21 protein-coding genes are annotated in these 26,713 nt (G+C 46.6%); 11 read left to right on the top strand and 10 right to left on the bottom strand.

Features of this window, described 5'->3' with window-relative positions:
* The first annotated feature begins 228 nt into the window (after positions 1-228).
* Together NC996_RS18050 and NC996_RS18045 are read left to right on the top strand one after the other, a co-directional pair.
* On the top strand, positions 229-639 hold the full coding sequence (locus tag NC996_RS18050; RefSeq protein WP_190681983.1) for a hypothetical protein: 411 nt from the start codon (positions 229-231) through the stop codon (positions 637-639).
* 145 nt (positions 640-784) lie between these two features.
* Positions 785-1,969: a ferrochelatase gene (locus NC996_RS18045; RefSeq protein ID WP_190681980.1), complete on the top strand. Its 1,185-nt coding sequence runs from the start codon at positions 785-787 to the stop codon at positions 1,967-1,969.
* Between the two features lie 134 nt (positions 1,970-2,103).
* On the opposite strand, the gene NC996_RS18040 is transcribed toward NC996_RS18045, so the two are convergent.
* Entirely contained in the window at positions 2,104-2,649 is a 546-nt protein-coding gene (locus tag NC996_RS18040) for an NADPH-dependent FMN reductase (RefSeq protein WP_190410883.1), read from the bottom strand.
* 324 nt (positions 2,650-2,973) lie between these two features.
* On the opposite strand from NC996_RS18040, the gene ftsH reads away from it, so the two are divergent.
* Complete coding sequence (ftsH, locus tag NC996_RS18035) at positions 2,974-4,884, top strand: ATP-dependent zinc metalloprotease FtsH (protein ID WP_190436736.1); 1,911 nt, start codon at positions 2,974-2,976, stop codon at positions 4,882-4,884.
* 276 nt (positions 4,885-5,160) lie between these two features.
* Here the strand turns inward: ftsH and NC996_RS18030 are convergent, their stop codons facing one another.
* Positions 5,161-5,796: a M23 family metallopeptidase gene (locus NC996_RS18030; protein WP_347275884.1), complete on the bottom strand. Its 636-nt coding sequence runs from the start codon at positions 5,794-5,796 to the stop codon at positions 5,161-5,163.
* A 355-nt stretch (positions 5,797-6,151) separates the two neighbouring features.
* On the opposite strand from NC996_RS18030, the gene NC996_RS18025 reads away from it, so the two are divergent.
* Positions 6,152-6,526: a hypothetical protein gene (locus tag NC996_RS18025; protein ID WP_190410880.1), complete on the top strand. Its 375-nt coding sequence runs from the start codon at positions 6,152-6,154 to the stop codon at positions 6,524-6,526.
* Positions 6,527-6,529: 3 nt separating this feature from the next.
* Here the strand turns inward: NC996_RS18025 and NC996_RS18020 are convergent, their stop codons facing one another.
* Positions 6,530-7,819 (bottom strand): lipid-A-disaccharide synthase, encoded by a 1,290-nt coding sequence (locus NC996_RS18020; RefSeq protein WP_190681978.1) that lies wholly within the window; start codon positions 7,817-7,819, stop codon positions 6,530-6,532.
* Positions 7,820-8,099: 280 nt separating this feature from the next.
* Between NC996_RS18020 and NC996_RS18015 the strand changes: the two genes are divergently transcribed.
* Both NC996_RS18015 and NC996_RS18010 read left to right on the top strand, forming a co-directional pair.
* Positions 8,100-12,077, top strand: a complete 3,978-nt coding sequence (locus NC996_RS18015; RefSeq protein ID WP_190681975.1) for a magnesium chelatase subunit H — start codon at positions 8,100-8,102, stop codon at positions 12,075-12,077.
* Between the two features lie 85 nt (positions 12,078-12,162).
* The gene (locus tag NC996_RS18010; protein WP_190681972.1) at positions 12,163-12,738 is read left to right on the top strand and encodes a Uma2 family endonuclease; all 576 of its coding nucleotides are present in this window, start codon (positions 12,163-12,165) and stop codon (positions 12,736-12,738) included.
* On the opposite strand, the gene NC996_RS18005 is transcribed toward NC996_RS18010, so the two are convergent.
* A complete protein-coding gene (locus NC996_RS18005; protein WP_190681970.1) occupies positions 12,715-13,539 on the bottom strand; it encodes a hypothetical protein in 825 nt (274 codons plus the stop codon). The genes NC996_RS18010 and NC996_RS18005 overlap by 24 nt on opposite strands.
* A gap of 293 nt (positions 13,540-13,832) precedes the next feature.
* Between NC996_RS18005 and NC996_RS18000 the strand changes: the two genes are divergently transcribed.
* A complete protein-coding gene (locus NC996_RS18000) occupies positions 13,833-15,803 on the top strand; it encodes a hypothetical protein (protein WP_190681964.1) in 1,971 nt (656 codons plus the stop codon).
* A gap of 92 nt (positions 15,804-15,895) precedes the next feature.
* On the opposite strand, the gene NC996_RS17995 is transcribed toward NC996_RS18000, so the two are convergent.
* Positions 15,896-16,714: a DUF3598 family protein gene (locus NC996_RS17995; RefSeq protein ID WP_190681962.1), complete on the bottom strand. Its 819-nt coding sequence runs from the start codon at positions 16,712-16,714 to the stop codon at positions 15,896-15,898.
* Positions 16,715-16,760: 46 nt separating this feature from the next.
* On the bottom strand, positions 16,761-17,663 hold the full coding sequence (locus NC996_RS17990; RefSeq protein ID WP_190672947.1) for a permease-like cell division protein FtsX: 903 nt from the start codon (positions 17,661-17,663) through the stop codon (positions 16,761-16,763).
* 179 nt (positions 17,664-17,842) lie between these two features.
* Here NC996_RS17990 and NC996_RS17985 point away from each other — a divergent pair, with 179 nt between their 5' ends.
* The 4 genes from NC996_RS17985 (at position 17,843) to NC996_RS17970 (ending at position 21,194) form a co-directional block, all read left to right on the top strand.
* On the top strand, positions 17,843-18,718 hold the full coding sequence (locus NC996_RS17985; protein WP_190681959.1) for a GNAT family N-acetyltransferase: 876 nt from the start codon (positions 17,843-17,845) through the stop codon (positions 18,716-18,718).
* A gap of 126 nt (positions 18,719-18,844) precedes the next feature.
* Positions 18,845-19,408, top strand: coding sequence for a peptide deformylase (def, locus tag NC996_RS17980; RefSeq protein WP_190410870.1), 564 nt, complete (start codon positions 18,845-18,847; stop codon positions 19,406-19,408).
* A gap of 17 nt (positions 19,409-19,425) precedes the next feature.
* The gene (locus NC996_RS17975; RefSeq protein ID WP_190410931.1) at positions 19,426-19,620 is read left to right on the top strand and encodes a hypothetical protein; all 195 of its coding nucleotides are present in this window, start codon (positions 19,426-19,428) and stop codon (positions 19,618-19,620) included.
* Positions 19,621-19,835: 215 nt separating this feature from the next.
* Positions 19,836-21,194: a PrsW family glutamic-type intramembrane protease gene (locus NC996_RS17970; protein WP_190681956.1), complete on the top strand. Its 1,359-nt coding sequence runs from the start codon at positions 19,836-19,838 to the stop codon at positions 21,192-21,194.
* 57 nt (positions 21,195-21,251) lie between these two features.
* Here the strand turns inward: NC996_RS17970 and NC996_RS17965 are convergent, their stop codons facing one another.
* The 4 genes from NC996_RS17965 to NC996_RS17950 all read right to left on the bottom strand — a co-directional run bounded on the left by NC996_RS17965 (position 21,252) and on the right by NC996_RS17950 (position 26,414).
* The gene (locus NC996_RS17965; RefSeq protein ID WP_190681997.1) at positions 21,252-22,310 is read right to left on the bottom strand and encodes an alpha/beta fold hydrolase; all 1,059 of its coding nucleotides are present in this window, start codon (positions 22,308-22,310) and stop codon (positions 21,252-21,254) included.
* A gap of 188 nt (positions 22,311-22,498) precedes the next feature.
* Entirely contained in the window at positions 22,499-23,107 is a 609-nt protein-coding gene (locus tag NC996_RS17960; RefSeq protein WP_190432632.1) for an exopolysaccharide biosynthesis protein, read from the bottom strand.
* Between the two features lie 923 nt (positions 23,108-24,030).
* Complete coding sequence (locus tag NC996_RS17955) at positions 24,031-24,657, bottom strand: hypothetical protein (protein ID WP_190681953.1); 627 nt, start codon at positions 24,655-24,657, stop codon at positions 24,031-24,033.
* A gap of 119 nt (positions 24,658-24,776) precedes the next feature.
* The gene (locus NC996_RS17950) at positions 24,777-26,414 is read right to left on the bottom strand and encodes a CHAT domain-containing protein (RefSeq protein WP_190681950.1); all 1,638 of its coding nucleotides are present in this window, start codon (positions 26,412-26,414) and stop codon (positions 24,777-24,779) included.
* Between the last annotated feature and the right edge of the window lie 299 nt (positions 26,415-26,713).

Below are 26,713 nucleotides of genomic sequence, written 5' to 3'. Positions count from 1 at the left end.
TTGTGGATTGCACAACTTCCGTCTCAGCTATCGCTAGCTGGTGACAGCTTAGGGTGAAAGGAATAGAAACGATCCCACTTTTCTCTACAACCTCTTATTTCCGATTAAGTTTAGTGTATGCCCTTGAGACTGTTCGTTTACAGAGGATATGCGGTGGCGTCGCGACGGCTGCCTTTCCTTGTTGGTATTGGGGTTTCGATTGCGGGGTTGTGTCTCTAGCAGGTTCGCATGGCAAAGCGCTGGGAAAATGCGGGGAAGCCATCTCAGCAAAATTGGGAAGCAGATGCAACGCTTAATATTCAGCACTTCAGCGGCTATCAAGCGATTGAATGGGTAGATCCGGAATTTAATGTGCGCTGGGGTATAACCAGTGACAGTCGCAGAAAATCTTGCCTTAGCGCTAGCCAATTATATCGCTGTACGAAACTTTACAAAAACAAAAATTCCCGATTCACGGCAATACGGGAGAGGCAGTCATTCATGCGGCGGATGCGGCACTTTACAAAGCGAAGGCGCAAGGACGCGATCGCGTTAGCGTATGCCACTAGATGCAGCTCTTCGCCCGATCGCTCGCTCCTGACTTGTATCAATCATTGGATGGATGAATCGCGCCTCAAAACTCGCTGCAATATTATCTAACTACTAAATTTTTTACCTTAATCCCCCCATAGGGGATGTTAACCTAAAAAAGGAGTGGTGCTTTGAGGGGATTGGATCTGTACGACAACGCGATCGCCTCAGTTTCCACTCTGATGTAGACACCATTCAAGTTGAGGAACGCGACTTGGTAGCCACCCCAGAAAAACTTCAACAAAATAACGATTCAGCCACTGGTAACGACCGCGTAGCCGTATTGCTGATGGGCTATGGCGAAGTAGAAAGCTACGACGACTTTGCCAACTACAACGAACAAGCTTTAAATCTACTCACCGCTAAGTTTGCGCCGGTACCGACGTGGATTTATCCACCACTCGCAAAGCTTTTGGCAATCTTTGACCTGCACGAGTGGAACCACCAGCACGATCATTTTATTTCCCCTCACAACGCAATTTTTGAACAGCAACGAGCGGGGATAGAAAAAAATCTACAAGAAAAATGGGGCGATCGCGTTAAAGTTTTCAAAGCCTTTAACTTCTGCGCTCCCTTCCTTCCCGAACAGGTTCTTGCTGAAATCAAAGAGCAGGGTTTTGACAAACTGCTGATCTACCCGCTCTTAGTAGTAGATTCTATCTTTACCAGCGGGATTGCGGTCGAGCAAGTAAATAACGCCCTTTCCAGACTCTCTGACGGTAGCGAACATTGGATTAAGGGACAGCGCTATATTCCCTCCTTCTACAACGAACCCGCCTACATCGAGTTGTTAGCGCGTCTAGTAGAGGAGAAAATTGCCCGCGATTTAGCAGTCGCCCACCTGCCCTCCCAAACTGCCATTGTGTTGATGAACCACGGTTGCCCTCATAAAGCTAAAGGATTTACCTCAGGCATCACTGAAAGTGAGGCACTCTACGAGAGAGTTAGAGAGAAGCTGATCAATAAATATCCGTTGATTTCAGTGGGTTGGCTCAACCATGACACTCCTCTGATTGAATGGACTCAACCCAATGCCACCCAAGCTGCTGAAAATCTAATTCTGCTGGGTGCTACCTCGGTTGTTTTCATGCCGATTGGCTTTGCTACTGAGAATCATGAAACTCTGCTAGATGTAGACCACATCCTGCATAACTTACGGCGTAAGCATCCGGAAGTGACCTACGTACAAATGGAGTGCGTCAACGACCATCCAGAATTTTTAAAGATGGCAGCAGAATGGGCGCATCCTCAGATTGAAGCTTTATTTTCAGAACAAGCTCTTTCCGTTAATCCTCAGATGGCGGCGATGCAAGCGGCTCATACCCACGACCACCACGATCACGGTCATCATCACCATGACCACGGTCATCACCACGACCACGATCACCACCATCATTAAATAATTGGGTGTTTTTTAACGCCTAGAACCACAAAGGAATAAAGCAAAGATACGCAAAGAAAAATCATCTCTGCGTACCTTTGCGATTTCCTTGGCGTACCTTTGCGTTAAAACTTCCCTATTGAAGCCGAAAACTAGGCAGCCTTTCTCAGTTTTTGGGTATTTTCTACTAAACTTTTAGCAAATTCATCAAAGCGCTCAGAAAGTTTATCATCCAGCAAGTTCCCATTAGCATCAAACGCTTTCCAAGCTTGTCCAATGGCAATTTGTTCCGGAATTACCCAAGCATGAACCCAGCGCATAATTACCCGAAGATCGTTGAGAGCGTTACTATTTGACTGACCTCCCAAGACACTAATTAAACCTGCAACTTTATCGCTTAGCTGGTCAAAGCTCATTAAATCTAAGGCATTTTTCAGCACACCGCTGACACTACCATGATATTCAGGGGTTGCCAAAATTAAGCCATCTGCCTCAGCGACGGCTTTCCGCATCTTTGCAACATCTGGAAAGTCTGGAAATTCCTTTTCCCCGTTACAAAAAGGCAGATTCATTTGCCGCAAATCAAGAACTTCTACCTCAGCACCAAGCGATCGCATTCGCAAAGCTGCCAAATTTAGAGCCAGCTGACTTTGAGATTCAGCCCGTAAACTCCCGCCAATTCCCACAATTTTGACCATATCAATCCTCCATGAAGATGAAAACAAGCTTTAGTAACCGCAAAAATAGTTAATCTCCGGTAATCCACTGTCACCGAGACATCGGTAGATAAATTTACGATAATATTAAAGCGTACTCGTTATGAATACGTTTAAGATAACAAGTTCCACCCAACTTCGTCAACAAAGCAGCCAAAACCAGCAAACCGATTCTCGGCAAGGCTGGAATCGAGACAGTTAAACTAGAAGATGGAAAGGTCTGCTCAACTCCTGATTTAGGCAGATTCCTCTGGAAATCCAGCAACCTAGGGGTTGAGTCAAAGCAGCAGGGAAAGGGCAATAGTTATGAACAATAATTCTGGGATCGAAGCATGGATAGGGGATCGACCGGCAAAAAGGTCTAAAGATTCCGTTAAACCAGCGCCACGACGCTTCTGGCAGATCGCCGCCAGTTTGATGATTTTCCAGGGGATGCTGCTGAGTCCTCCTGCCCTCGCCAAGGCAGAGCAGAACACCCTCACCTATGGCGATTTATTGCAGAAACTTGAGGCAAACCAAGTCACCAAAGTGGAAATTGACCCAGCCACCCGGATGGCTAAGGTTAGATTAACGGGGCAAAAGCCAACCGATCCGCCGCAAGAGGTAATGCTTCTAGAGCAAAACCCAGAATTGATCGAACAACTCCGCGACAAAAATGTCGAACTTGATGTACAACCTTCGACCGATAACACCGCAGCGGTGGGAGTAGCGGCAAACTTACTATTACTCTTCTTCTTACTGGGAGTATTAATGTTTATTTTCCGTCGTTCTAGTAATGCCTCTGGGCAAGCCATGAACTTCGGGAAATCAAGAGCCAGATTTCAGATGGAAGCCAAAACCGGCGTCAAATTTGACGACGTCGCCGGGATCGAAGAAGCCAAAGAAGAACTCGAAGAAGTCGTCACCTTCCTCAAACTCCCAGAGAAATTCACCGCCGTAGGTGCGAAAATTCCCAAAGGCGTCCTGTTAATTGGCCCTCCTGGAACCGGGAAAACATTACTCGCCAAAGCGATCGCAGGGGAAGCCGGGGTTCCCTTCTTCAGCATCTCCGGCTCGGAATTTGTGGAGATGTTCGTCGGCGTCGGTGCATCCCGCGTCCGCGACTTATTCAAAAAAGCCAAAGAAAACGCTCCCTGCTTAATCTTCATCGATGAAATCGACGCCGTCGGACGGCAAAGAGGCGCAGGCATCGGCGGTGGGAACGACGAACGGGAACAAACCCTCAACCAGCTCTTGACAGAAATGGACGGGTTTGAAGGCAATACCGGGATTATTATTATTGCCGCAACCAACCGTCCCGATGTTCTGGATTCGGCGCTGTTGCGTCCGGGACGTTTTGACCGACAAGTGATGGTGGATGCACCGGATCTGAAGGGACGCCTTGCGGTTCTGGAAGTTCATGCGCGGAATAAGAAAATTGCCCCCGAAGTCTCGCTGGAAAACATTGCTCGTCGAACTCCAGGCTTTACAGGTGCTGACTTAGCGAACCTGCTCAACGAAGCTGCCATTTTGACTGCCAGACGCCGGAAAGATGCGATTACAGAGCTAGAAATCAACGACGCCGTTGACCGGGTGGTAGCGGGGATGGAAGGCACGCCGCTGGTGGATAGCAAGAACAAGCGATTAATTGCCTATCACGAAATCGGTCATGCTGTGATCGGCACTCTGTTACCCGGTCACGATGCGGTGCAGAAAGTCACCCTTGTACCACGGGGTCAAGCACGAGGACTGACCTGGTATACTCCGGGTGAAGAGCAGGGTTTGTTTTCGCGATCGCAGCTGCTAGCTCGAATTACCGGAATTTTGGGCGGACGTGCAGCGGAAGAAGTCATTTTTGGCGACGATGAAGTGACAACGGGTGCCTGGAATGACTTAGAGAAAGTGACATCGCTAGCGCGGCAGATGGTCACGCGCTTTGGAATGTCCGATTTGGGGCCGCTGTCGTTGGAAACTCCGAATGGGGAGGTATTCTTAGGGCGCGATTGGGGGAGCCGTAGCGAGTATTCTGAGGAAATTGCGACTCGCATTGATACTCAAGTCAGAACAATTGTTGAGCATTGTTATAAGGAAGCTTGTCGGCTGATTTTGGAAAACCGAGTCTTAGTAGACTATCTGGTAGATCTTTTGTTAGACCAAGAAACGATTGAGGGCGATCGCTTTCGTCAAATTGTAACTGAACGTGCCCAAGTCCCTAAGAAAGAGGTAGCACTTCCTTAATTACCTTAATTAAAAGTGCTTGTTCTTTAAACAGAACACTTCTATAAAAGAACTCGTTTTCTTGAAAAAAACGGGTTCTTTTATTGCTAAGATTTGAAACTGCCAATATTCGGGGCTTTCCTGTATAACGTTTCTCAGTTGAGTGCAGTATATTGCGGTTTCTAACAAGTAGGGACATGGCAATGCCATGTCCCTACTGATGTATTGCACCCAGTCCTTGAATTGCTTTTGTCTTAGGTAAGAAGGATTGAGCCTAAGAAAATGTTGTCACGTCGATCAATAATCAATCGTTCGTTGCCCCTGACGTTTCCACCACGATGTCTGACTTCTAGACGGTTGAAGCAAACGTTGCCCAACTTGCCGAACATTACCGGGTTGTTGAGCATACATTGCTTTAAGAACCTGAGCCGGATCTACATAGTTATCGCCATACTTTAATCCCCAGTGGAGATGAGGGCCAGTAGTGCGCCCAGTCATCCCTACCCGACCAATCCGGGCACCTGCTGGCACTTGTTGCCCTTCCCAAACTACAAGACCCCCGCTGCGATCGATGAAATAACGACCGCCATTGGCGGTTTCCACGCTCCCTTTCATGTGACAGTAGACGTGACGCCACGCACCGGACTCCACAGTAATTGAGGTGCCGCAAAGTCTATCTTGTGAGACTTTCACGACTTTCCCTGCCCACCAGTTACGAATGTAACTTCCTTCAGGTGCAGCAATGTCTAAGCCCCGATGGAATTCCAAACCCCCAGAACCAGAAGGGGAGCGACGGTAGCCAAATGCAGAAGTATAGCCTTGAAAATTTTCAACTGGGAAAGATGCCCCTTGCCAACTATTGCCAGTTAATGCCGAACTTGCTCTAACTTCCAATGCCTCAACTGATTTTGGCTGTAATTCTACTGCTGGCATTAACCAGGCTAAAGGCAGCCCTAATAAAAATAGAAATCGTCTTGGATGGAGAAAGCGGTTTTGAAGGTTTTGTGGTACGGACCCTTGCTGCATTGCTTTACTCTTCGTTTGCCCGAATTAAGATCGATAACTGAGAACTGTGGTGCTTATCTACGCAGCCAATTAACCGAAAGATGTTACTTTAGATTGCTGCCGTGTCAAGTTTGACAGTCAAGCCTTTAGCTGGGGTCTGTCTCTGGGTGGAAATTGTCGGCACTTCAAAACTTTTTCCGGCAGTGAGGAACAACCTATATTCACGGATTCTTGACTTTTGTTAAAATCCCTGAAGAGTAACTACTATAGTGTTGTAAAACCCATGCTGATTGAAATTCTACCGTTTAGATTCGAGCTGAATGCGACCGCGATCGCGGGTGCAGGTCTATGGTCGCTGGCTTTATATCTCGGTTGCTCTCCGGTCAGCGAATGGGTGATGGAGCAAATTAATCGCTGGTTTAACTTTGCTGAGCGATCGCTGTACACTTCACAAGAAGAATTTGACAGAACTCGCAAGGGTAGAGAAGCTCAAAATGCCTTCTATGCTTCTATTTTCAGCATTGTGCCTTTTTTCCTGATTGGCGCGGTTTGCAACTACGGAGTAGAACTTGGCTTAGGGCGCAGCTGGGCAATCAGTATGGGAATGCTGGCTTGTGTCGGTTGCGGGATCTACGAACTAGGGCGTCGTAGTGCTTAAAAATTAAGCATTTTGTCTTTCTAACTCCTCACAAACTAGCTTTGCCAGTTTTTGGGCAGCACCCGCTTCACCTCGAATGCTGCGGAGGCGATCGCGCATTTCCTGTAATTTTTCAGGATGATTTAAATAGTCCAAAGCAAATTCTGCAACTTCTGCCGCTTGGAGTTTACCGAGTAATTCTGGAACTATCTGGGTTTTTGCCCAAATATTAGGCCAAGCATATAAACGCCCTTGTTCCATGACTTTTTGCATGATAATCCAGTTGATTGCTTTGGCAAAACTAGAACCGAGAACTGGCAAATTAGCAAGTAATCCCGGCAACCCATCCCAGCTTCGCATGGCGTCCAATTGTTGAGTTGGCAATAAGACAATCATCGGGACGGCTAAGGCAGCGAGTTCAGCGGTATTGGCTCCTACGGTCGTAAAACACAGAGAACATTGAGATAGTAAGTCATACGCTGGCGATCGCGTCCAAAGTTCTATTCGCACTCCCGCTGCTGTTTTTAAATACGGAAGTTCTGGCGGATTGGGAGTCATGAGTTCTGCTGTTGCGCCTTTTACTAACTCAATCACTGGATTTTGCTTGGGATCGGCAAATCGAGCTAAAGTTTTTAGATCCAAAGTAGGCGCGACGGGAATCGCAAAGCGGATTTGGGGACGGACAGCATGCAGATATTCTGCGATCGCCAAACACAAAGGCACTCCTTGAGCAAGTTTTGCTGGTTTCGACCCAGGCAATAACCCAATCGTTTCGCCCGGATAGATTGCCTCGGAAATTTCTAATTTTTCATTTTTAGTGTTTAATTCTGCCGCTTCTGCCATTAAATCCCCGACAACCGAAAACTTATGAGCATATTTCTGGGGAATGCGGGCGATGAGTTCCGGTTTCATGACGCCAAATCGGTCAATCAAACTGTGCCAACGGGCGTCCCACTCCGCATAAATAACTGTGCGATAACCCAAGCGTCTCCCAATGACGACGGGGAAAATTTGATCTCCACCAAGAAACAGAACCACACCGCGATCGCTCCAATCCCAGTTTTCCGCCGTCTTTCCCAACAGCAAGAACTCCCAAAACCTCTCTGCCCCCTGTACTCGGTCTACTTCCGGGTAAGACTGGGCAATTTCCGCTTCTTTGCCACTCGCGTTGGGACAAGGAGACAGAACGACCGAGATCCGCACTGCCAAACGGTCATCCCCTAGTTGTTCCCGTAAAGCTTTTACCACAGGACGAACCCAGGTCGCTAACTCCCCAGGGCCATTTGAAAGAATCAAGATGTCCGATATTGGCATTCCCCGCCTCTCCAAAACTTAATACTTATTTGCAAAAAAATGAGTATGCACTTTCAAATTTGTCAATAAATATAAAAAAATGTTGCAAAGTTTTTATCGAATTGTGTCAGATAATGCCCAAACCCCGCACTGGGTAAGCATTTTTTGGTAAAAACACTTCATAAGCCAATCAATCATCAGAACCCAGAATTCAGAAAGATGAGCGATCGCCTCAGACTTCTGTATCTTTAATTCTGCCTTCCTAAATAAGAGAACACGTTATCATTTGGAGCCTACGCGAATGTTCACTCACGTCAAGTCCACCATTCGCCACATTGCCCCGGACAACCTGCGGGGGCGATCGCTACTCAAGGTGGTCTATGTCGTGCTGGAGCCACAGTACCAGAGTGCCCTTTCAGGAGCGGTTCGCTCAATTAACGAGAACCATCCCGGCTTAGCCATCGAAATTAGCGGCTATCTGCTTGAAGAACTGCGCGACCCGGAAAACTACGAGAATTTTAAGCGAGACGTTGCGGGTGCCAATATCTTTATCGCTTCCCTGATTTTTATTGAAGACTTAGCCGATAAAGTTGTTGCGGCAGTAGAACCCCACCGCGACGCGCTGGATGTCGCTGTCGTCTTCCCGTCGATGCCGCAAGTGATGCGCCTGAACAAAATGGGCAGCTTCTCGATGGCCCAGCTGGGGCAATCTAAGAGCGCGATCGCTCAATTTATGCGGAAGCGCAAAGAAAAATCCGGTAGCGGCTTCCAAGACGGGATGCTGAAGCTGCTGCAAACTTTGCCCAAAGTTCTGAAATACCTGCCAATGGACAAAGCGCAGGATGCTCGGAACTTCATGCTCAGCTTCCAATATTGGCTAGGCGGTTCCTCAGAGAACCTGGAGAACTTCCTGCTGATGCTGGCGGATAGATACGTTATCAAGGGTGTAGAGACGCGCCGTGGCTCGTCTTTCCAATACAAAGACCCCGTCACCTATGTTGATATGGGGATCTGGCACCCCTTGGCACCCCAGATGTTTGAGGATGTCAAAGAATATTTCAACTGGTACAACAGCCGCAACGATATTTCTGCCGATCTCAAAGATCCCCTGGCTCCCTGTGTGGGCTTAGTGCTGCAACGCACTCACCTCGTCACAGGCGACGATGCCCATTATGTGGCGATGGTACAGGAACTCGAAGCAATGGGCGCACGGGTAATTCCCGTCTTTGCCTCCGGTTTAGATTTCTCTAAGCCAGTGGATACTTTCTTCCTCCAAGGAAACCAGACAATCGTGGATACAGTGGTATCCCTGACCGGATTTGCCCTAGTCGGAGGCCCTGCTAGACAAGATCATCCCAAGGCAATTGAGACTCTCAAACGCCTGAATCGCCCCTACATGGTGGCACTGCCGCTGGTATTTCAAACAACAGAAGAGTGGGAAAATAGCGATTTAGGGCTGCATCCGGTGCAAGTGGCATTGCAAATTGCCATCCCCGAACTAGATGGAGCGATTGAGCCGATTATCCTTTCCGGAAGGGATGGAGCCACTGGGAAAGCGATCGCCCTCCAAGATCGCATAGAAGCGATCGCGCAACGCGCCTTAAAATGGGCAAACCTGCGCCGCAAGCCAAAACTCCAAAAGAAAGTTGCTATCACCGTCTTTAGCTTCCCACCGGACAAAGGTAACGTCGGGACAGCTGCTTATCTGGATGTATTTGGTTCCATCTACGAGGTGATGAAAGCCCTCAAGCAGAACGGCTACGACCTCCCCGAACTGCCAGAGTCACCGATGGCGTTGATGCAAGAAGTCATCCACGATGCCCAAGCGCAGTACAGCACTCCGGAACTGAATATCGCCTATCGGATGTCAACGCCGGAGTATGAAGACTTAACTCCTTACTCTCAACGGCTCGAAGAAAACTGGGGCAAACCGCCTGGACATCTCAACAGCGACGGGCAGAATTTATTAATCTTCGGCAAACACTTCGGCAACGTCTTTATCGGCGTCCAGCCGACCTTTGGCTACGAAGGCGATCCGATGCGGTTGCTATTCTCCCGTTCTGCCAGCCCCCATCACGGTTTTGCCGCTTATTACACCTATTTAGAGCGAATTTGGAAAGCCGACGCCGTGCTGCATTTCGGTACGCATGGATCGCTGGAATTCATGCCTGGTAAGCAGATGGGGATGTCTAACGAATGTTACCCCGATAACTTGATTGGCAACATTCCCAATCTCTACTACTACGCGGCGAATAACCCCAGCGAAGCCACCATCGCCAAGCGTCGCAGCTACGCCGAAACTATCTCCTACTTAACTCCCCCGGCAGAAAATGCTGGACTTTACAAGGGTTTGCAGGAATTGAGCGAGTTAATCGGTTCTTACCAAACCCTCAAAGATACGGGACGCGGCATCCAGATTGTTAACACGATCGTAGATAAGTCTCGCATGGTGAATCTGGATAAAGATATCGCCTTGCCAGAGAAAGATGCCAAAGAGATGACAGCCGAGGAACGGGATACCCTGGTTGGTTTGGTGTACCGGAGACTGATGGAAATTGAGTCACGGCTATTGCCCTGTGGCTTGCACGTCGTTGGGAAACCGCCGAGTGCAGAAGAAGCGATCGCCACCCTGGTCAATATCGCCTCTCTCGACCGCAACGAAGAAGAAATTCTCAGTCTTCCCCGCATCATTGCCAACAGCATCGGACGCGACATTGACGACATCTATAAGAACAACGACAAAGGCATCTTAGAAGATGTCCAACTGTTGCAAGACATCACCCTTGCCACTCGTGCCGCTGTTTCCGCCCTCGTCAAAGAACAAACTGACGCCGATGGTCGCGTTTCCCTCGTTTCTAAGCTCAACTTCTTCAACATGGGCAAGAAGGAACCTTGGATCGAATCCCTGCATAAAGCAGGCTATGCGAAAGTTGATCCAGAAGCGATTAAGCCTCTATTTGAGTATTTGGAATTCTGCCTCCAGCAAGTTTGTGCCGATAACGAACTGGGTGCCTTACTCAAAGGCTTAGAAGGCGAATACATCCTTCCGGGGCCAGGTGGCGATCCTATCCGCAACCCAGATGTCCTGCCGACCGGCAAAAACATCCACGCCCTCGACCCCCAATCTATCCCCACAGCAGCCGCAGTCAAATCCGCCAAAGTCGTTGTAGACCGACTGCTAGAACGGCAACGGGCCGAAACGGGTGCCTATCCCGAAACCATCGCCTGCGTCCTCTGGGGAACCGACAACATCAAAACCTACGGCGAATCCCTCGCCCAAATTATGTGGATGGTGGGCGTAAAACCTGTGCCAGATGCTTTGGGACGAGTCAACAAACTGGAACTGATTCCCCTGGCTGAACTCGGACGCCCCCGCGTTGATGTAGTCATCAACTGTTCTGGTGTCTTCCGCGACTTGTTCATCAACCAGATGAACCTACTTGACCAAGCCGTGAAGATGGCAGCAGAAGCCGATGAACCCCTATCGATGAACTTTGTCCGCAAACACGCCTTACTACAGGCGGAGGAAATGGGCATCAACCTGCGTCAGGCGGCAACTCGCGTTTTCTCTAATGCCTCTGGTTCTTATTCTTCTAATATCAACCTGGCAGTAGAAAACAGCACTTGGGAAAGCGAATCTGAGCTACAAGATATGTACCTCAGCCGCAAATCCTTTGCCTTCACCTCCGATAGCCCAGGCACAATGGAACAGTCGCGTCAGATTTTTGAAGCAACGCTGAAAACCGCCGAAGTGACGTTCCAAAATCTTGATTCTTCCGAGATTAGTCTCACGGATGTGTCTCACTACTTTGACTCTGATCCCACCAAGGTTGTCGCCACTCTGCGCGGCGATGGCAAAACGCCAGCATCCTACATTGCTGACACTACAACCGCCAACGCCCAAGTCCGCACGCTATCAGAAACCGTCCGCTTAGATGCCCGTACCAAACTACTCAATCCCAAGTGGTACGAAGGGATGCTAAGTCACGGTTACGAAGGTGTCCGCGAACTCTCGAAGCGCCTAGTAAATACGATGGGTTGGTCTGCAACTGCTGGTGCAGTCGATAACTGGATTTACGAGGATACAAATACTACGTTTATCCAAGATGAAGAGATGCGGAAGCGGCTAATGAATCTCAATCCTCACTCTTTCCGCAAAGTTGTCGCAACCTTACTCGAAGTAAATGGTCGCGGTTACTGGGAAACCAGCGAAAGCAATTTACAAATGCTGCGCGAATTGTATCAGGAGGTCGAAGACCGGATTGAAGGAATAGAATAGTCGGTAACTGAAACTCATGTAGAGACGCGATTAATCGCGTCTCTACATGAGCTAAATAATCCAAAATCTAAACCCCAATGTCGGTATGACTGCCCTAACCGTCAACTTCAACCCAATTATTAAGCTGACAGATGAGCAATTTTTTCAGCTTTGCCAAGTAAATGAAAATCTAAGGTTTGAGCGCACGGCTACAGGAGAATTAATCATTATGTCACCCGCAGGGGGAGAAACAGGAAATCGCAACGCCGGACTAACTGCTCAACTTTGGATTTGGAACGAGCAAAATAGATGGGGTAAAGTTTTCGATTCCTCAACAGGTTTCAAACTCCCCAATGGTGCGGATCGTTCTCCTGATGCTGCTTGGGTGAAACTGGAACGATGGGATGCGCTAACTCAGCAGCAGAGGGAGAAATTCCCCCCCATTTGTCCTGATTTTGTAGTTGAGTTACTTTCACCGAGTGATAGTTTGAAAGTCGCTCAAGAGAAAATGAAAGAATATCGAGACAATGGCACTGTTTTAAGTTTGTTAATTAACCGCAAATCCGAACAAGTAGAAATTTATCGCCAAGGTCAAGAAGTAGAAGTGCTGCAATCTCCTACTACTTTATCCGGAGAAAATGTTCTCCCCGGATTTGTCCTAAATCTTGAACCAATCTGGTAGCCCAAAATTTTCCTTTGAATTCTCTAAGACTTCTATACCTTTAAATTTTTGCCTCATTTTAAGATAAACTTCTGGGTGCATACCGCCCTCAAGACATTTAATACTAAGCCTGTCTTCTATACTCCTGAACTCTGGCAAAGGTTGGTTTTGGGAATATATATTGAATTGAAGCATATGTCTTAAGTCAAATCCGTCCGAAACCTCATAAAACTGATAAACATTAATGTCAGGAGCATCTTCCCTAAAATATCTCTTTTTCAAATAAAAATAATCTGCCATTAAGGGATTAAGATGACCCGATATTTCCCATCCTTCTCCACCACAAACTAAAATATTCCAAGTTGTAAATTTAAATTCCTCTTGCTTCTTCTGTCCTAGTTGCTTAATTACCTCTTTATTTAGTTGCTTTCGCTCAAATTCACTTAATATATCTTCTTTATTCTTACCTAAAAAGTATTCATTATAGAAAACGACCTGTCCAACTACTTTACCTGTAACCAAATCTTCAAGCCCTCTGGAGGACTTATTCCCAAATTTTTCCTTTGTAACCAAATCTTCAAACCCTGTGGAAGGCCACTTTTTGGCTTCCCATAAATGAAAGTTTAAGTTGGCGTCGATTTGTACAATATCTAAGATAAAATCTGGTGCAAACTCTCTTGATTTAAATTTGTTGGATTTTATACCTGCATAATAGAGTTGAAAGTCCGTAATAAAGTGGCTATCAGGAGCTAATTTTTTAACATATTCAGTGAAGTTTTTTTGAAAAAATCTTTCACTTTTGCTGTGATATAATCTTTTCATATTTTTTTTACAATTAATATTATAATTATTTCTGATATTATAACCACTTTAACAATTATCGTGTCACTAAAGTCCTAGCATATACCAACGCTGTTCCCGGGATAATCGCATCACCAAAAGCCATTTTCCTTGCCTACCCCAGTGCCGCTGCCTGGTCGAAAACTTCCTGAGAGATATGAAAATGTGATCGCTTCTATCTTTTCCAGAATCAGCTCGCATTCATCTCGCCCAAAATGCGATCGCTTCTCTTTACTCATGCCAAAATCAGAGCAGCTTAATTACCTCTGTTGCTGATGAAACGGTTTTTTATTTTTCGTCACGCGGTGATAGCATCCGTGCTGGCTGTAGCAATATTGGCTTGCAACGCCAAAACCACTCCCTTATCTAGGGCAAATACACCCAGTTCAGACGCTTCTCCCTCAATTAGCAAAGATGCAAATGGCTTAGTTCAGATTCAGCCGCTACCCGTCGATCCACAGTTTCAGAACCAGTGGACACCTGAACTTGAAAAAGAATTTCAGCAAAGAGCAAATGAGGTTATTCAATACTACACAGGTAAAAAATACAACAACAACAGTGGGGAAAACGAAAAGCAAACTTATCCTCATGCCATGTTTGACTTTTTAGCTGGCAACCGAGAGAAAGCGATCGCTTTTTTGGAAAAGGAAGACAAACAAGCCAAAGATAACGCCCACACTGACGGTATTGACTATTACTATTCTTTTACGCTCAAAGGCCAAATTAGAAAATATTTTTTCTTTAGCAAATTCCTAGATTCTGCCTACAAACAACGGATGTTTGATGGGGCAAAAAAATGGACAAAGCAAGATCCCAATGGTCGCCCCCACCCAATTTACGGGAGAGGTCGTGGCGGTGATGGTTGGGGGCCAGATGTGCGTGGTAGCTGGGTGGATGGGCGCAATACCGATAATCTTAGAGCGATGCGCGAGATATCGGTTTACCTAATGGCGGAGGAAACGGGTAATGAAGATGTGCGCCAGTTATACAAAAAGAAAATTCAGCGATATGTCTGGGCACTTTATCACATTGGGATGGGCGAGTGGGACTCGGAAAATTACCACGGTCATACCCTAGCTGCATATCTGAATCTCTACGATTTTGCGAAAGATCCGGAAGTCAAACAACTTGGTAAAGCTGCTCTTGATTGGCTTTGTGCTGCGGGGGCAGTGAAGTATTATCATGGCGGTTTCGGAGGGCCAACGAAGCGAGATTATAACAAAAGTAATGTCGTGTATGGTTCATCTGCCGCTCGTTTACTCTGGCTATATTTTGGGGATAATTCGCTGCCTAACCCTAAACCAGAACATGATTCAATTCACATCATTACTAGCGCCTATCGTCCTCCTCTAGCAGTTGTGGCATTAGCTCGCAAGCAGTTTAAGAAGCCGGTTGAACTACTCGCTACAAAACCAATTTATGAAAATTGGAAGCCTGGAGGAGAAGACCGACCGGGTTATTGGGAAACTACATTTTTCGGCAACACTTATCAGATGGGTAGCATAGCCGGTGAGTTTAGCGATGGTGATGTTGGTTCTTTCAAGTTAATGGCTGAAAATTCTAAGCGAGGGGTTGATTATTTTGTCGTTAACACGGGCGACGACAGAATGAAGTCCGGGAAAAATCCAGGCGATCAAATAGGACAATACCGCAACTTGGCGCTTTGGCTACGACCTGCTTCTGATAAATCCTTTTTCTTTCAGCTACCTAAAACAGCGAAATTAGAAATAGAAGACAAGCTTTGGTTTATTAAATTAGAAAAAACTTGGTTAGCCATTCATCCAATTAATCTTAATTTTTCTACTACTGAAGTTAAAATTCAAGATAAGAAAGCGGCGCAGCTTTATCAAGATGAAAAGATATTAAAAGTAACCACGACAGACAATCAATATGCTGGCTTTGCTCTAGAAGTAGGCGAAGCAAAAACGACGGGTAGTTATGAAAATTTTAAAAAAGCTGTAAAGACTAAGACTCAGCTAGATTTAAGCTTAATAGCAACGGGCACCGTGCAGCTCAAAGGAACAACTGGCGATACTCTCAAAATCACACATACTTCTAAGAACGAGCTACCAATTCTTATCCGGAACGGCGTCCAGCATAACTGGTTTGAAAATTTTGAACTCTATAAGTCGCCTGAAGGGAATAGCCCTATTTCTCTTGGCTGGAAAACAGGAAAACTTCGTGTTGAAGCGGGTGGTTCAGTGTTTGAAGAGACTGTTTCAAAGGATGGGAAGGTGAGTTTTTAATTATTTTTTAAACGCAAAGGTACGCGAAGGTTCACGCAAAGGTTCGCAAAGTTAAAAATTTTTCTGTGCTTCTGTGCGATTAACTTTGTTTGTCACACTTTACGCTCTGTAACTAGGGTAAGGCTAATCCATTCCCCTTTATCGCTATAGCGGCGAATCATTCGCTGACGCAAATCAGGCTTCAATAACCAACCTACTTCTAGAACAAAAGATTGACCCGTTTTTACTTGCAGCGGACAATTGGAAGAGGCACCATCCGGTAAGAACAACACTTGAACGGGTAGGGAACCTTGCTCAAAGCGGAGAATGTTACCGTTCATTCTTGCAGTTGAGGTAAAAGTACGATCGCCAAAGCTCAATTGCTGAATTACGTTACCACTCTCTTCATAATCAACTTTGAGTGTAGTGAAATAAGTATCGGGTGAGCGATAATCTGGATAGATTGTTACTGCTTCTCCCTGCCATTCTCCTATAAGTTGGTCTAGGGTTAAATGCGGTCGTTTCGGAACATCTGAACCAGCTAGCTTTTCTCGAATTAAGGTAATTTTATCTAATTGGCTATCTCGATTAAATATCTGCACCAGACGCAGACGCCGGTTGCCGTCAATTAAGCCGAGTTCAGCTCCAAATTCGGAAAAAGGAGCGAGTTGAATCGAACCTTGGGAAAAAGCTCCATTTTCAAAAAATAGAACGCTTTTTCCTAAAGAACTATATTCGAGAACTTTCTCGTCTGGGAGTTGACCGGGTGGTAAGCGGCGGATGATTTGGCGAATCGTTTGGTTATTGTCTAGACCTTCTAGGGAAACAACGGTAGGAGTATCTTCCAGTAATTCTCCCGTAGGTGAGAGGCGGGTAAATGAACCTCGCCATTCCCCTAAATTTTGCAGCAAACGTTCCCATTGTGATGCCATAAAAATTTTTAATTTTTAGTTTTGATTTTTGAGTTTTAACTGCCAACTATCGCAAAGCAAAGCGGCGGACAGCAAACAAACTTCCCATTAAGCCGACTGAACCGCCTAAACAAAGCAAAATCAGCGGCAACATTAAAACTTGGAGAGGGCTTAATTGCAGTCCGTTCGCCAGAAATTGAATAAAATCGGGTTGAGCTGATAACAAATTGCTCAAAGTACGCTGAATCGTGCTAATCAGAACCCAAGCGATCGCTGCCCCAACTAAACCAAAGCTAATGCCTTGTAATATAAACGGTAGATAAATCCAAGCTGTTGTTGCTCCCACCAGTTGCATAATCTCGATTTCGCGCCGTCGCGCCATCACAATCAGGCGAATCGTTGTGGTAATTACTGCAACTGCGGTCATCGTTAGGACAGTAGTAATCGTAAGACTTACATAGCTCAAACCTTTATTGAGCTGAGCCAGCCGTTGTACCGCCTCATCGACATACTGCACGTCATCTACCCCTGGTACTTTCCTCAGCTTCTGCGCCAAGACAGGTACTGCCTCAGAAGTCCGCGCCTTGACTTTCAGCTCATCCACCAGAGGATTCCCTTCGAGTTGCTGGGTGGCACCATCAATCTCTGACATTCCCAGCTCTTTGACCAAAGATTCCCAAGCTTGCTCTTTGGAAATGGTTTTTACATCGACCACTTCTGGCATCTTTCCCACGATTGGGGCAACAAGTTCCACCCGCGCTCCGGGATCTAAATATACCGATACTTCCAACTGGCTCCCAAATTGAGTCAGCAGGCGTTCTAGCTGCCAGGATGCCTGTAAACTCATGCCGAATAGGAACAGCAAAACGGTAACGGTACTGATTGCCGCCCAATTCATCCAACCTCCACGCCGCAATCCCAGGAAGGTTTCGCGCAGCAGGTAATCTAATTTACTTAGAAATTTAAACACGAATTTCCTCCTCAACCACAGGCATCATCAGAGAGTTTATAGCACGGACGTTCGATTCTTTGAAGAGTAGATTTTAGAGCTGCATTAGATTCTACTCTCCCGAACGGCTCCCGCTTGCCTTGAAAACCCAATATGTTGTAGTATTTGTAGTATAAATAGTTAATAATTATGCTTAAGTTATGAATCAGTATCGCTTCAAACGGTCATTCTCTACTGACTCCAGTTTAAGTAATAAGTTGTTTGACTTGGTTGAAATCGTATTTCCTGGGCTGGGAGAAATGGCAGAATGCGGGAGAAAATTAGACGCATCGTGGGAAGATGCTTCGACTCCGTTTATTCGCTTTCATGACGACATAGCTATTACCCATGTAGGAGTGTTAGAAATTCCGATGCAAATTATGGGACAAAGGGTGACGGTGGGGGGAGTACATGGAGTATGCACGCGGACGGAATTTCGCAGGCGCGGCTACTACCGCGAAGTAATGGAGGAGGTGCTGGAATATTGCGATAAACGCTATGAAACGCTGATATTGACAACACCGAACCCGGAGTTTTATACGCCTTTTGGCTTTCGGAAACTCGAAGAATACGTGTTTAAAATTAAATGGGATTCGCAGAGCGGCAGGGATAGTTTTAGAATACTGAATTTTGATAATGACAAAGATTTAAAATTGCTACATAGACTATTAGAAATACGGGCACCTGTTTCTAATATTGTTGGAGTTGTGCAAGAAAAAGCCGTATTTTGCTTCAATGAAGGAAGTCGCCCTTTATACTATGCAGAAGAATTGGATTTAATCGCTTGCATGGAGATAAAAGATACCGAACTCCACCTTTTTGATATAGTGGCAACCCAGATATGCCCATTGAAAGAAATTATCGGCAGAATACCCCAAACCATTGAAGACGTCACGATATACTTTAGTCCTGAACTTTTGGATGCAGGAGATATCACGGCATTTCCCCACACGTTTGATGAGACGGTGCTGATGGTGAGGGGGAAATTTGCAGGAGAAGGAGAAAAATTTATGCTACCGCGTTCGGCGCGTTGTTGATGAAAGTAGGTGTTGGGGGACGAGCGTAAGGGAGTTAAGTAGTAAGGGAGGCAACAACTGAGAACTGTTAAGATAAAAAAACTCCACCCATTGAACATATAAGCTGTATCTGCGAGCCAGAATGCTATGACGACTGAAGTTGCCGTCGAAAAGAAAAAGTTAGAAAAACCGCCATTAGAAATTCACTATATGGGCGATCGCGTCCTGCGTCAGCCAGCTAAACGTATTGCCAAGGTAGACCAGGAAATCCGGCAGCTGATTCGGGAGATGCTGCAAACCATGTACAGCGCAGATGGCATCGGTTTGGCAGCGCCTCAAGTGGCAGTGCAAAAACAGCTAATTGTCATTGACACCGAACCGGATAACGCCGCTAATCAGCCTTTAGTGTTGATTAACCCGACTATCAAGAAATTCGGGCGCGACTTGTGTATGTTTCAAGAAGGCTGTCTTTCTATTCCTGGCGTTTATATCGACGTGAAGCGCCCGGAAATGGTGGAAGTGGCTTTTAAGGACGAACAGGGACGCCCCCGCACCATGAAGGCGACTGGGCTACTCTCCCGTGCCATTCAGCACGAGATGGATCACCTCAATGGCGTGCTGTTTGTGGATCGGGTGGAAAATGCGATCGCTTTGAATGAGGAGCTGAAAAAGCATGGCTTCTCTGCTCAAGCTGTCAAGCCAGTAGCTTAAGGATATCACCGCCCATGATGACCCCGAAAAGTGGTGTATTTTTGCTCGGTTCTTGCGTAGCAGCGATCGCTGCCGTTGGCTCCATTTTTGAACTCGCTTCTGGAAACCCCGACTTGGGCAACTTGCCTACAGGGATCATCCTGGCTGCCAGTATTCCTCTCGTAGGATTTCTGTTCTATGCCGCAGTTCGGGAAGCCAACTCTCACCAATAAATAGCATTGAATCAGGGTGATAGAAATCAACAAAAATCACCTACCAAAGCTTGAGACCCGGTTTCTTAAAGAAATCGGGCTTCTTCGGATAGGGTTTTTTGTAATGATGTGCTGAGTTGTTAGCTTTTAGCCGGACAGAGGGGGTCAATCCCAGCCTCTACAACTCCCCACTAATTGCTAAGCTATCGCTAATCGCTTTCTCGCAATCTACTAAAATGACAGGCCAGAGCTACACAAGTGGGTTTCTCCGGCTGCTTTCTACTGGTGCTGCTGGTACACCACTGCCCCCATACTTGCTTCCGCTCGATCGGGAGGTCGTGATTGGGCGCGAACCCAGTTGTCAAATTGTGTTGGATTCTAACCAACATGGTGTTGTATCCAGGCGTCATGCGGCAATCCGTCCCCTTACTCAGTCGGGAGTAGCACCCAATTGGCAAATTTGCGACCTCAACAGTGCCAATGGTACTTACGTGAACGGGAGACGCTTACAGGGATGTCAAATTTTGCACGCAGGCGATCGCATTGAGTTGGGACAAAACGGCACAGAGTTTATTTTTGAGTTTCAAGCCCCCTCGATCAGAACTCAACTGTCGTCTCAGCCATTCGCACCAGTGCAGCCATCCCAACCGGAAGGAGTGACATTTACCCAGTTATTTCCGATTTTTTCCACCGGACGAGATTTAACGAAAAAAGCTTATCTAGTACCGGGGATGGTCACAGTCGGATTTGTGGTCTTGATGTTTGCCGCTGTCGGTGAGTCGGTGGTATTCAATCTGTTACTGGCAGCTTATCTCGCTTGGGCAGCTTATTACTTTGTCTACCAACTTTGCGGCAAGCATAAGCCTTGGTGGGTACTCCTGGGTTCAGCCGTCACAACCGCTTTGATTTTGGTGAGTCCTGTCTTACTGGCTTTCATCTATGTTTTTCGCCGTGTTTTGCCCGGAGACGTAGAAGCAGTACTCCGAGGTTCGGAACAGGTGAGTTTGATCGACTTTCCCGGTTTGTTGATCCGAATGTTTTTCGGAGCAGGATTGATGGAGGAGTTGCTCAAGGCGTTGCCAGTGCTGGGATTGTATTTAATTGGGCGAGGATTTCGCTCTCCCCTGCGCGATCGCATTGGCGTCTGGGAACCCTTAGATGGAATCCTGGTGGGAACCGCCTCAGCAGTTGGCTTTACCCTGTTGGAAACGCTGGGTCAATACATCCCCCAAATTATCCAAAATGTGACGCTACAAGCTGGAGAAGGCGCTGGAGAATTGGTGGGATTGCAACTCCTGATTCCCCGAATTTTAGGATCGGTGGCAGGACACATGGCTTACAGCGGCTATCTAGGCTATTTCATTGGGCTGAGTGCCCTAAAACCCAAGAAGCGCTGGACAATTTTGCTGATTGGTTATCTGACAGCATCAGGACTCCATGCGTTGTGGAACGCTACAGGCGCTGTCAGCGGCTTGTTGTTGGCGGTGGTGGGAATCATTTCCTATGCCTTTTTGACCGCAGCAATTCTCAAAGCGCGGGCTTTATCTCCAACGCGAAATTCAAATTTTGCCACCCGTTTTACTGCCCCGCCATAGTTAGTAGTGCAATTAAAAATTAAGGATGTAAAATGGCAACTCTTACATTTTGCATTTTTAGTTTTTAATTTCCTTGTACCATTCTAAAATTCGATTCCACGCCCACCAGGGATCGGGATCTCCTATTTGACGCTGACATTCCTGGCTGCTGATGTAGCCTACATGACCGCCATATTTCGTCAGCACTAAACTAATGTCAGGATTGCGATCGCTAGCCGCTTGCAACTCAGGCACAATTGAAGGGTCAAACATCGGATCGTCAGCGGCGTACAGAATTAGAGTCGGTTTTTTCAGGTGAGGTAACAGGTGTAGGGCACTACTAGCGTCATAATACGCTTCGACGGATGGAAAGCCCAATCGCCCGATTACCAACTCATTGTCAAAGCCCCAAATGCTGTTAGCCCGCTCAATCGCTGCGGGATCGATGGCTTCAGGATGAGCATGATGAACGCGCCAAGCCAGTCTTTTTAATTCTCGCGCGATCGCTTGTTCCAAATACTTACCCAACGGATGTTTCACTAAATAGGAAAGGGAACGGTTAGAATCCAGGCTAGGACAAATCACCGCAGCCCCGCCAATCTCCCTTTCCTCTAACCCTAGTTCCTGACTTCTCCCCGTTAACAACTCCTGTGAAGCTTTTACTGCCCATAGAGCTAGTTGTCCTCCCAATGAGTACCCCGTGAACCAGAACGGTGCAGGACAACCCATTGCTTTTGCTTGGGCAGCAATGCAGACGAAATCTTCTCCCTCGTACAAGCCATCAGAAGTCAAGGTCGCAGACAACTGAGCGGTTTTTCCGTGGGCACGCCAATCAAATAGCACCACTGCATAGCCTTGTGCAAATGCCTTGCGCCCCAGCAGTCTCAGAAACCATTGATTCTCCAAATCGCCGGTAATGCCATAAGTCCCCACAATCGTACCGTGAGGGCGATCGGGGATAGCAACCCAGCCATAAATCGGCACGTCTCCGGCACCTGTAAAAGTTGTCTCCCGGTAACTTGGCTCCGGATCTACAGTCGTCTTCTCCCACTCGCGACCCGCCTGCAAAGCAGTATATAAGGTCATTGACAGACCATTTCTCAGCAACCAAGGCGGTGTATAGGACAAATTCGGCATCAACAAGCGCATCTGTGGAGTTCTGAGCATGAGCTGAGCATTACTTAATACAGCTTAACAAAGTAATGCTGGGTGCCTACAGCCTAATTGAGATAGTGAAAAATAATCATTCTAGAGGTATCAAGATATGCGCTTTTACACTTCTATCTTGTAACCCCGAAGAACGAGAAAGCCCTCAATTATAGAATTTACTGAAGCAAGCTTTGCAGCAACGAACTCAACGCTTGCCAGAACGTGCCAGCAGCCACTGCAAACAACAAAGTAATCGCAGCAGTTAATCCATAACTGAAACACATCAGCAAACCATCAGCTTCTAGCATGGCAATGACGAGTAGCAAAATCCCAATTGTTGGAATCGGATTCGTAAAAGGGATGGGTAACATCAGCAACACAGACAGCCATGCAATACAAAGCCCGTTTAATTGCCAAATTTGAGGATTTTCTGCTATCCAGCGCAACCGGGGACGAGTCACTTTCTCTAGCACTCCTGTGACTCGTTGCAGGTTTTTTAAAAGTTGCTGGGCAAACCAGCGGGGAAATTGAAACTGGCGAATTCTTTTGGGTAGCCAAGGAAAACGTTGCCCTAAAGCCATTTGCAACGCTAATATCAAGCTGCCGCTACCCAATATCACTGTAAATCCGGGTGGCATCGGAAACAGAAACGGCAAAACAAGTAACGCGATAACTAAACTAAAGCCCCTTTCAGAAGTTTCTGCCAGAACATCCGCTAGAGTTAACGGTTTATTCGCTAACTTCTCTAGAAGAGACTTGATATTTTGAGAGAATCTGAGGTGCATGGGGTGTTAAATTCTCGGCTTCTAGGTCAACTTTTTTTCAATAAATAAATATCTCTTCTAATTTTAATGTAAAGTATGATTGCTTTTTTCAAATGTACTTAACTATTGGCTAGAGAAAAAATGCAGTGATGAAAAGCAGAGCAACCCTTGCTTTTACAGGCAGAACAATTAAATAAATCCCACTAAATATGGATGTTATCGAGGGGACTCTCATTACTTGGTATAGCAAGAGATGTTTGCACAATTACCAACCCCTACCTTATTTTAGCTAGCTATTCTGTCCGATGAGAATATCCTAAGAGATACTCAATCTTGCAGTTGCTTACTCACTTAGGAACAACTAGCTATGCCAGCAGGAAGAAGTGCTGTTGACTTCCCGGAGTGGAGGTGTTTTACAAAGGGCAAGCAAATTTTTCAAACACCTAACTTCGCCAATTGTCAACTACTCTAACAACAGAGCGAAAATACCTCTAACGATTGGTGCGTATCCTTTCCAGGGATTCAGTAATGGGGAATTATTGTACCAGACCAGAATGCTCCTTAACCAGTAGAAGCGATCGCCTGCCAGGGTCAGAAAAAAATAATGATGTTTTGTAACAAAGATTCTAGTTCTTGCATAAAAACCAGAATTAGACCGATATCTATACAGAGGGAACGGGTCTACCGATAAGTAGACCCTCGTTAACAACCCTCCAATCCTCTCCCACGTCGTCCATAGGAGCCTCTAGAATGACTGATTAAATGAACTGTTGGCTAAAAATGCCATCATCAATGTGTTGGCGTCGATTGGCACTATAAGGCAGCCAGGAATAGAAGTACACCTTCCTGATTCCTTGTGTGAGACTCATTGGGATTATTCTTAAGCGCCAATCAAAACGAAAGTTACGCTCGATATTACGCAGAGAATAAATCTGATCAAGTGTCTACTCAGGTAACTTATTTTGTGCTGAAGAATTAAGGTCGTTGAATTGTCTGAGCGCATACCGAGCAACTGCTAAACTCAACCGTGCCCGTTCGCTCTCCGATAACTCATCCCACCCAACTGGACGGGCAATTTCAGCTTCCGAGCCTCGCATAGCGGAAGCCAAAGGACGCGCCCATACCTGCAACACATCTTCTCCCCATTCCGGAAGCAGCTCCTGAACGCACTGTACCATCTGATCTGCGATTGACAGAGGGCTTGATACAACCTGTTGGGCTTTGTGAGCGATCGCATCCAGCCAAGCTTGGGGAACGCGGGCAGCAAACCGCTCGCTTAAACTAGATGTCACTGCGATCGCTGCTGTCGGCACAACTGCCACATTTGTATTTGCCCAGCATTCATCGAACTTTGCATAGAGTGCTTGCGACCCCCTACTGATTTCTTCATCTAACCATCCCTCAAGTTCAAACTCTTGTTCCAGCTCTGTCCAATAGGCTTCTACATTTGGATCGGCTGGATTCCAGGGATAGGGAGCTTCTTCAGGCTGGAGGAGTGCCTCTAGTAGTTCTGCTTGCACTTGAGAAAGAGAATTCTCATAAAATCCTTCGATTGATTTCCTTGCCATCATGATGCTCCTGTGTATTGATATACCGTTCTTGGCAGGGGTAGCTACAGCGGCACTTTGGCGAGTTCCGTAAATATTATTTAGCACTCAGTATTCTGTAGGGCGATTACTTTTACCGTACCCTAGCACTTCGTACTATCTTGAATAATGAACTCCCAAGTTTGACCCTGCATACTCCCAAACTTTATCTGGTCTCCCGATTGCAAAGGCACTTCCGGATGATAGACTTTCTGCCATCCACTCGGTCTTAAAATGAACGTGCCGTAACGAGATTTATCTTTTAGAAAGTAAGTAAGTTTACCGTCTGGGAGAGCATCGCAAATAATTTCAGCGTGCTGCCGAGAAACTTCCTGTTTTTCAATCACCAAGTCGTTTCCCTTAGGATTACGCCCCACTCGCAAACTCGTGCCACTAATTGGCGAAACTTTGCTAGTTACTCCTAACGGACGAAGATAGGCAGATGGAGTAGATAAATCGTGCCCAGATGACTTCACATCCACCGGCAGTATCGTCACTTCCTCGCCAATCGGTCGAATCAACTCACCCTCAAAATCTGGGTGCATATACAGAACCGGCAAAGTCCAAGCTGGTTGGTTGAACTTGTAAAGCGTCAACAACTTTTGCCTTGCTACCGCCACCGCCTCATCAATGGGCATCCGTGCTGCCAGAGCTTGTGCAAAAGCCTGAATAAACGACAGAGCCTCCTCGTCGGCAATTGAGTCGCGCATTCCCAAAACTGCTGGAACACCGTGATGAATTAATACCTCTGCCAAACTGCTGCGCGGCAAACTTTGTTGGTTGTGCCGCTCTGGTTGAGCGCCCCAACAAGCATTAAACACCGCTAGCGTCACCTGACAGCGAACCAAAACCTGGGCTAACTCCGTGCCATTGATCCTGGCATCCGGTCGCAAAAACAGTAATCCACCATCCGCTGCTGGAATGCCATGACCGGCATAGAACAAGATGTTGTAATTTTCTGTTTCCAGACGTGAAATCAATTCTGCTTTTGTAGGTTGTAAAAGCGTATCTACCTGGCACAGGACTGTTGCACCAGTATGTTCGCCATCTGGGTGTAAGTCTGGTCGTCCGCAGCGTTCCAAAATATTAGCCAGCGCCTCCGCTTCTTGTTCCAGCTGCAAGCTGGGAGCGACTTCGCTTTCTGTATCGTGTCCCAGTACCAACAGGATGTTTAAAGCCTGCTCTAAGCGCTGGGGTGGAAGCGGATCAACCGCATTGCTGGTACGACTAAACAATAGTTGTTGTGATAGAGAAATCGCTTGTTTCCCTGGTTCGGGCTGCATAATTTCCCAAGGCACAGGAATTAAGTCTGGGTCTCGAATTTCTAAGCGCAGCCGCAGACGTTTTTTTTGCCCAATTGCAATTCCCTGGCTTTGAGCGAAACTATTTTGAATTTCCCCGTCAAATAACCACTTCCAGAGGCTAATCCCTAAATCTTGCATCAAACGAGCCGTATACGGAAGTGCTTGACCGTTGACATTCAGGGCGTCGAGTGGCACTGTCAAGGCGGGAAGGTTTGCCTGATGTACCAGCGGAACATCAGGGAGTCCCCGTGGGGAAAACATTTCCTGCCATGCCAGCCACTTTTGGGTCAACATTTCAGGCCACGTACAGTCATGCAGAACGTGACCACCCGGACAGGGTGCTTTCATCACCCAAATGGCAAAATGTTCTGCCCCAAGGGAAGTTTTGGAGAGCCGATTGATGGCTAAACTGAGGCAGGGATTCTCAGACTGGGACATTCTAAAGACATTAACCTTAAACCTAGCACTATACGAGGTTTTTTATCAGTCTACCCGAACAACAGGGGAATACTCACCGAATATTCTTCACTCGCTCTTATCACCTCAAATAGGGTAAACAAGGTTATTGAAGAGATATTTTAGCTTTAGCGATTCACTATCAATCGTTTTTGGGCAGTGAATCGTGAGTAATGGGTGGCAAGTCTCTGGCAGTCGTCACTGGCAGCAAAAGACAACTGACCTAGAGACGCGATTCATCGCATCTTTACCAATTGACGAATGACTCCTGATTAGCGACT

The organism is Trichocoleus sp. ST-U2 (assembly GCF_039961875.1).
Taxonomy (GTDB): Bacteria; Cyanobacteriota; Cyanobacteriia; order Cyanobacteriales; family FACHB-T130; genus FACHB-T130.
Note: the sequence above shows the minus strand (reverse complement) of the source record. Positions and strands in the feature narration are given on the sequence as shown.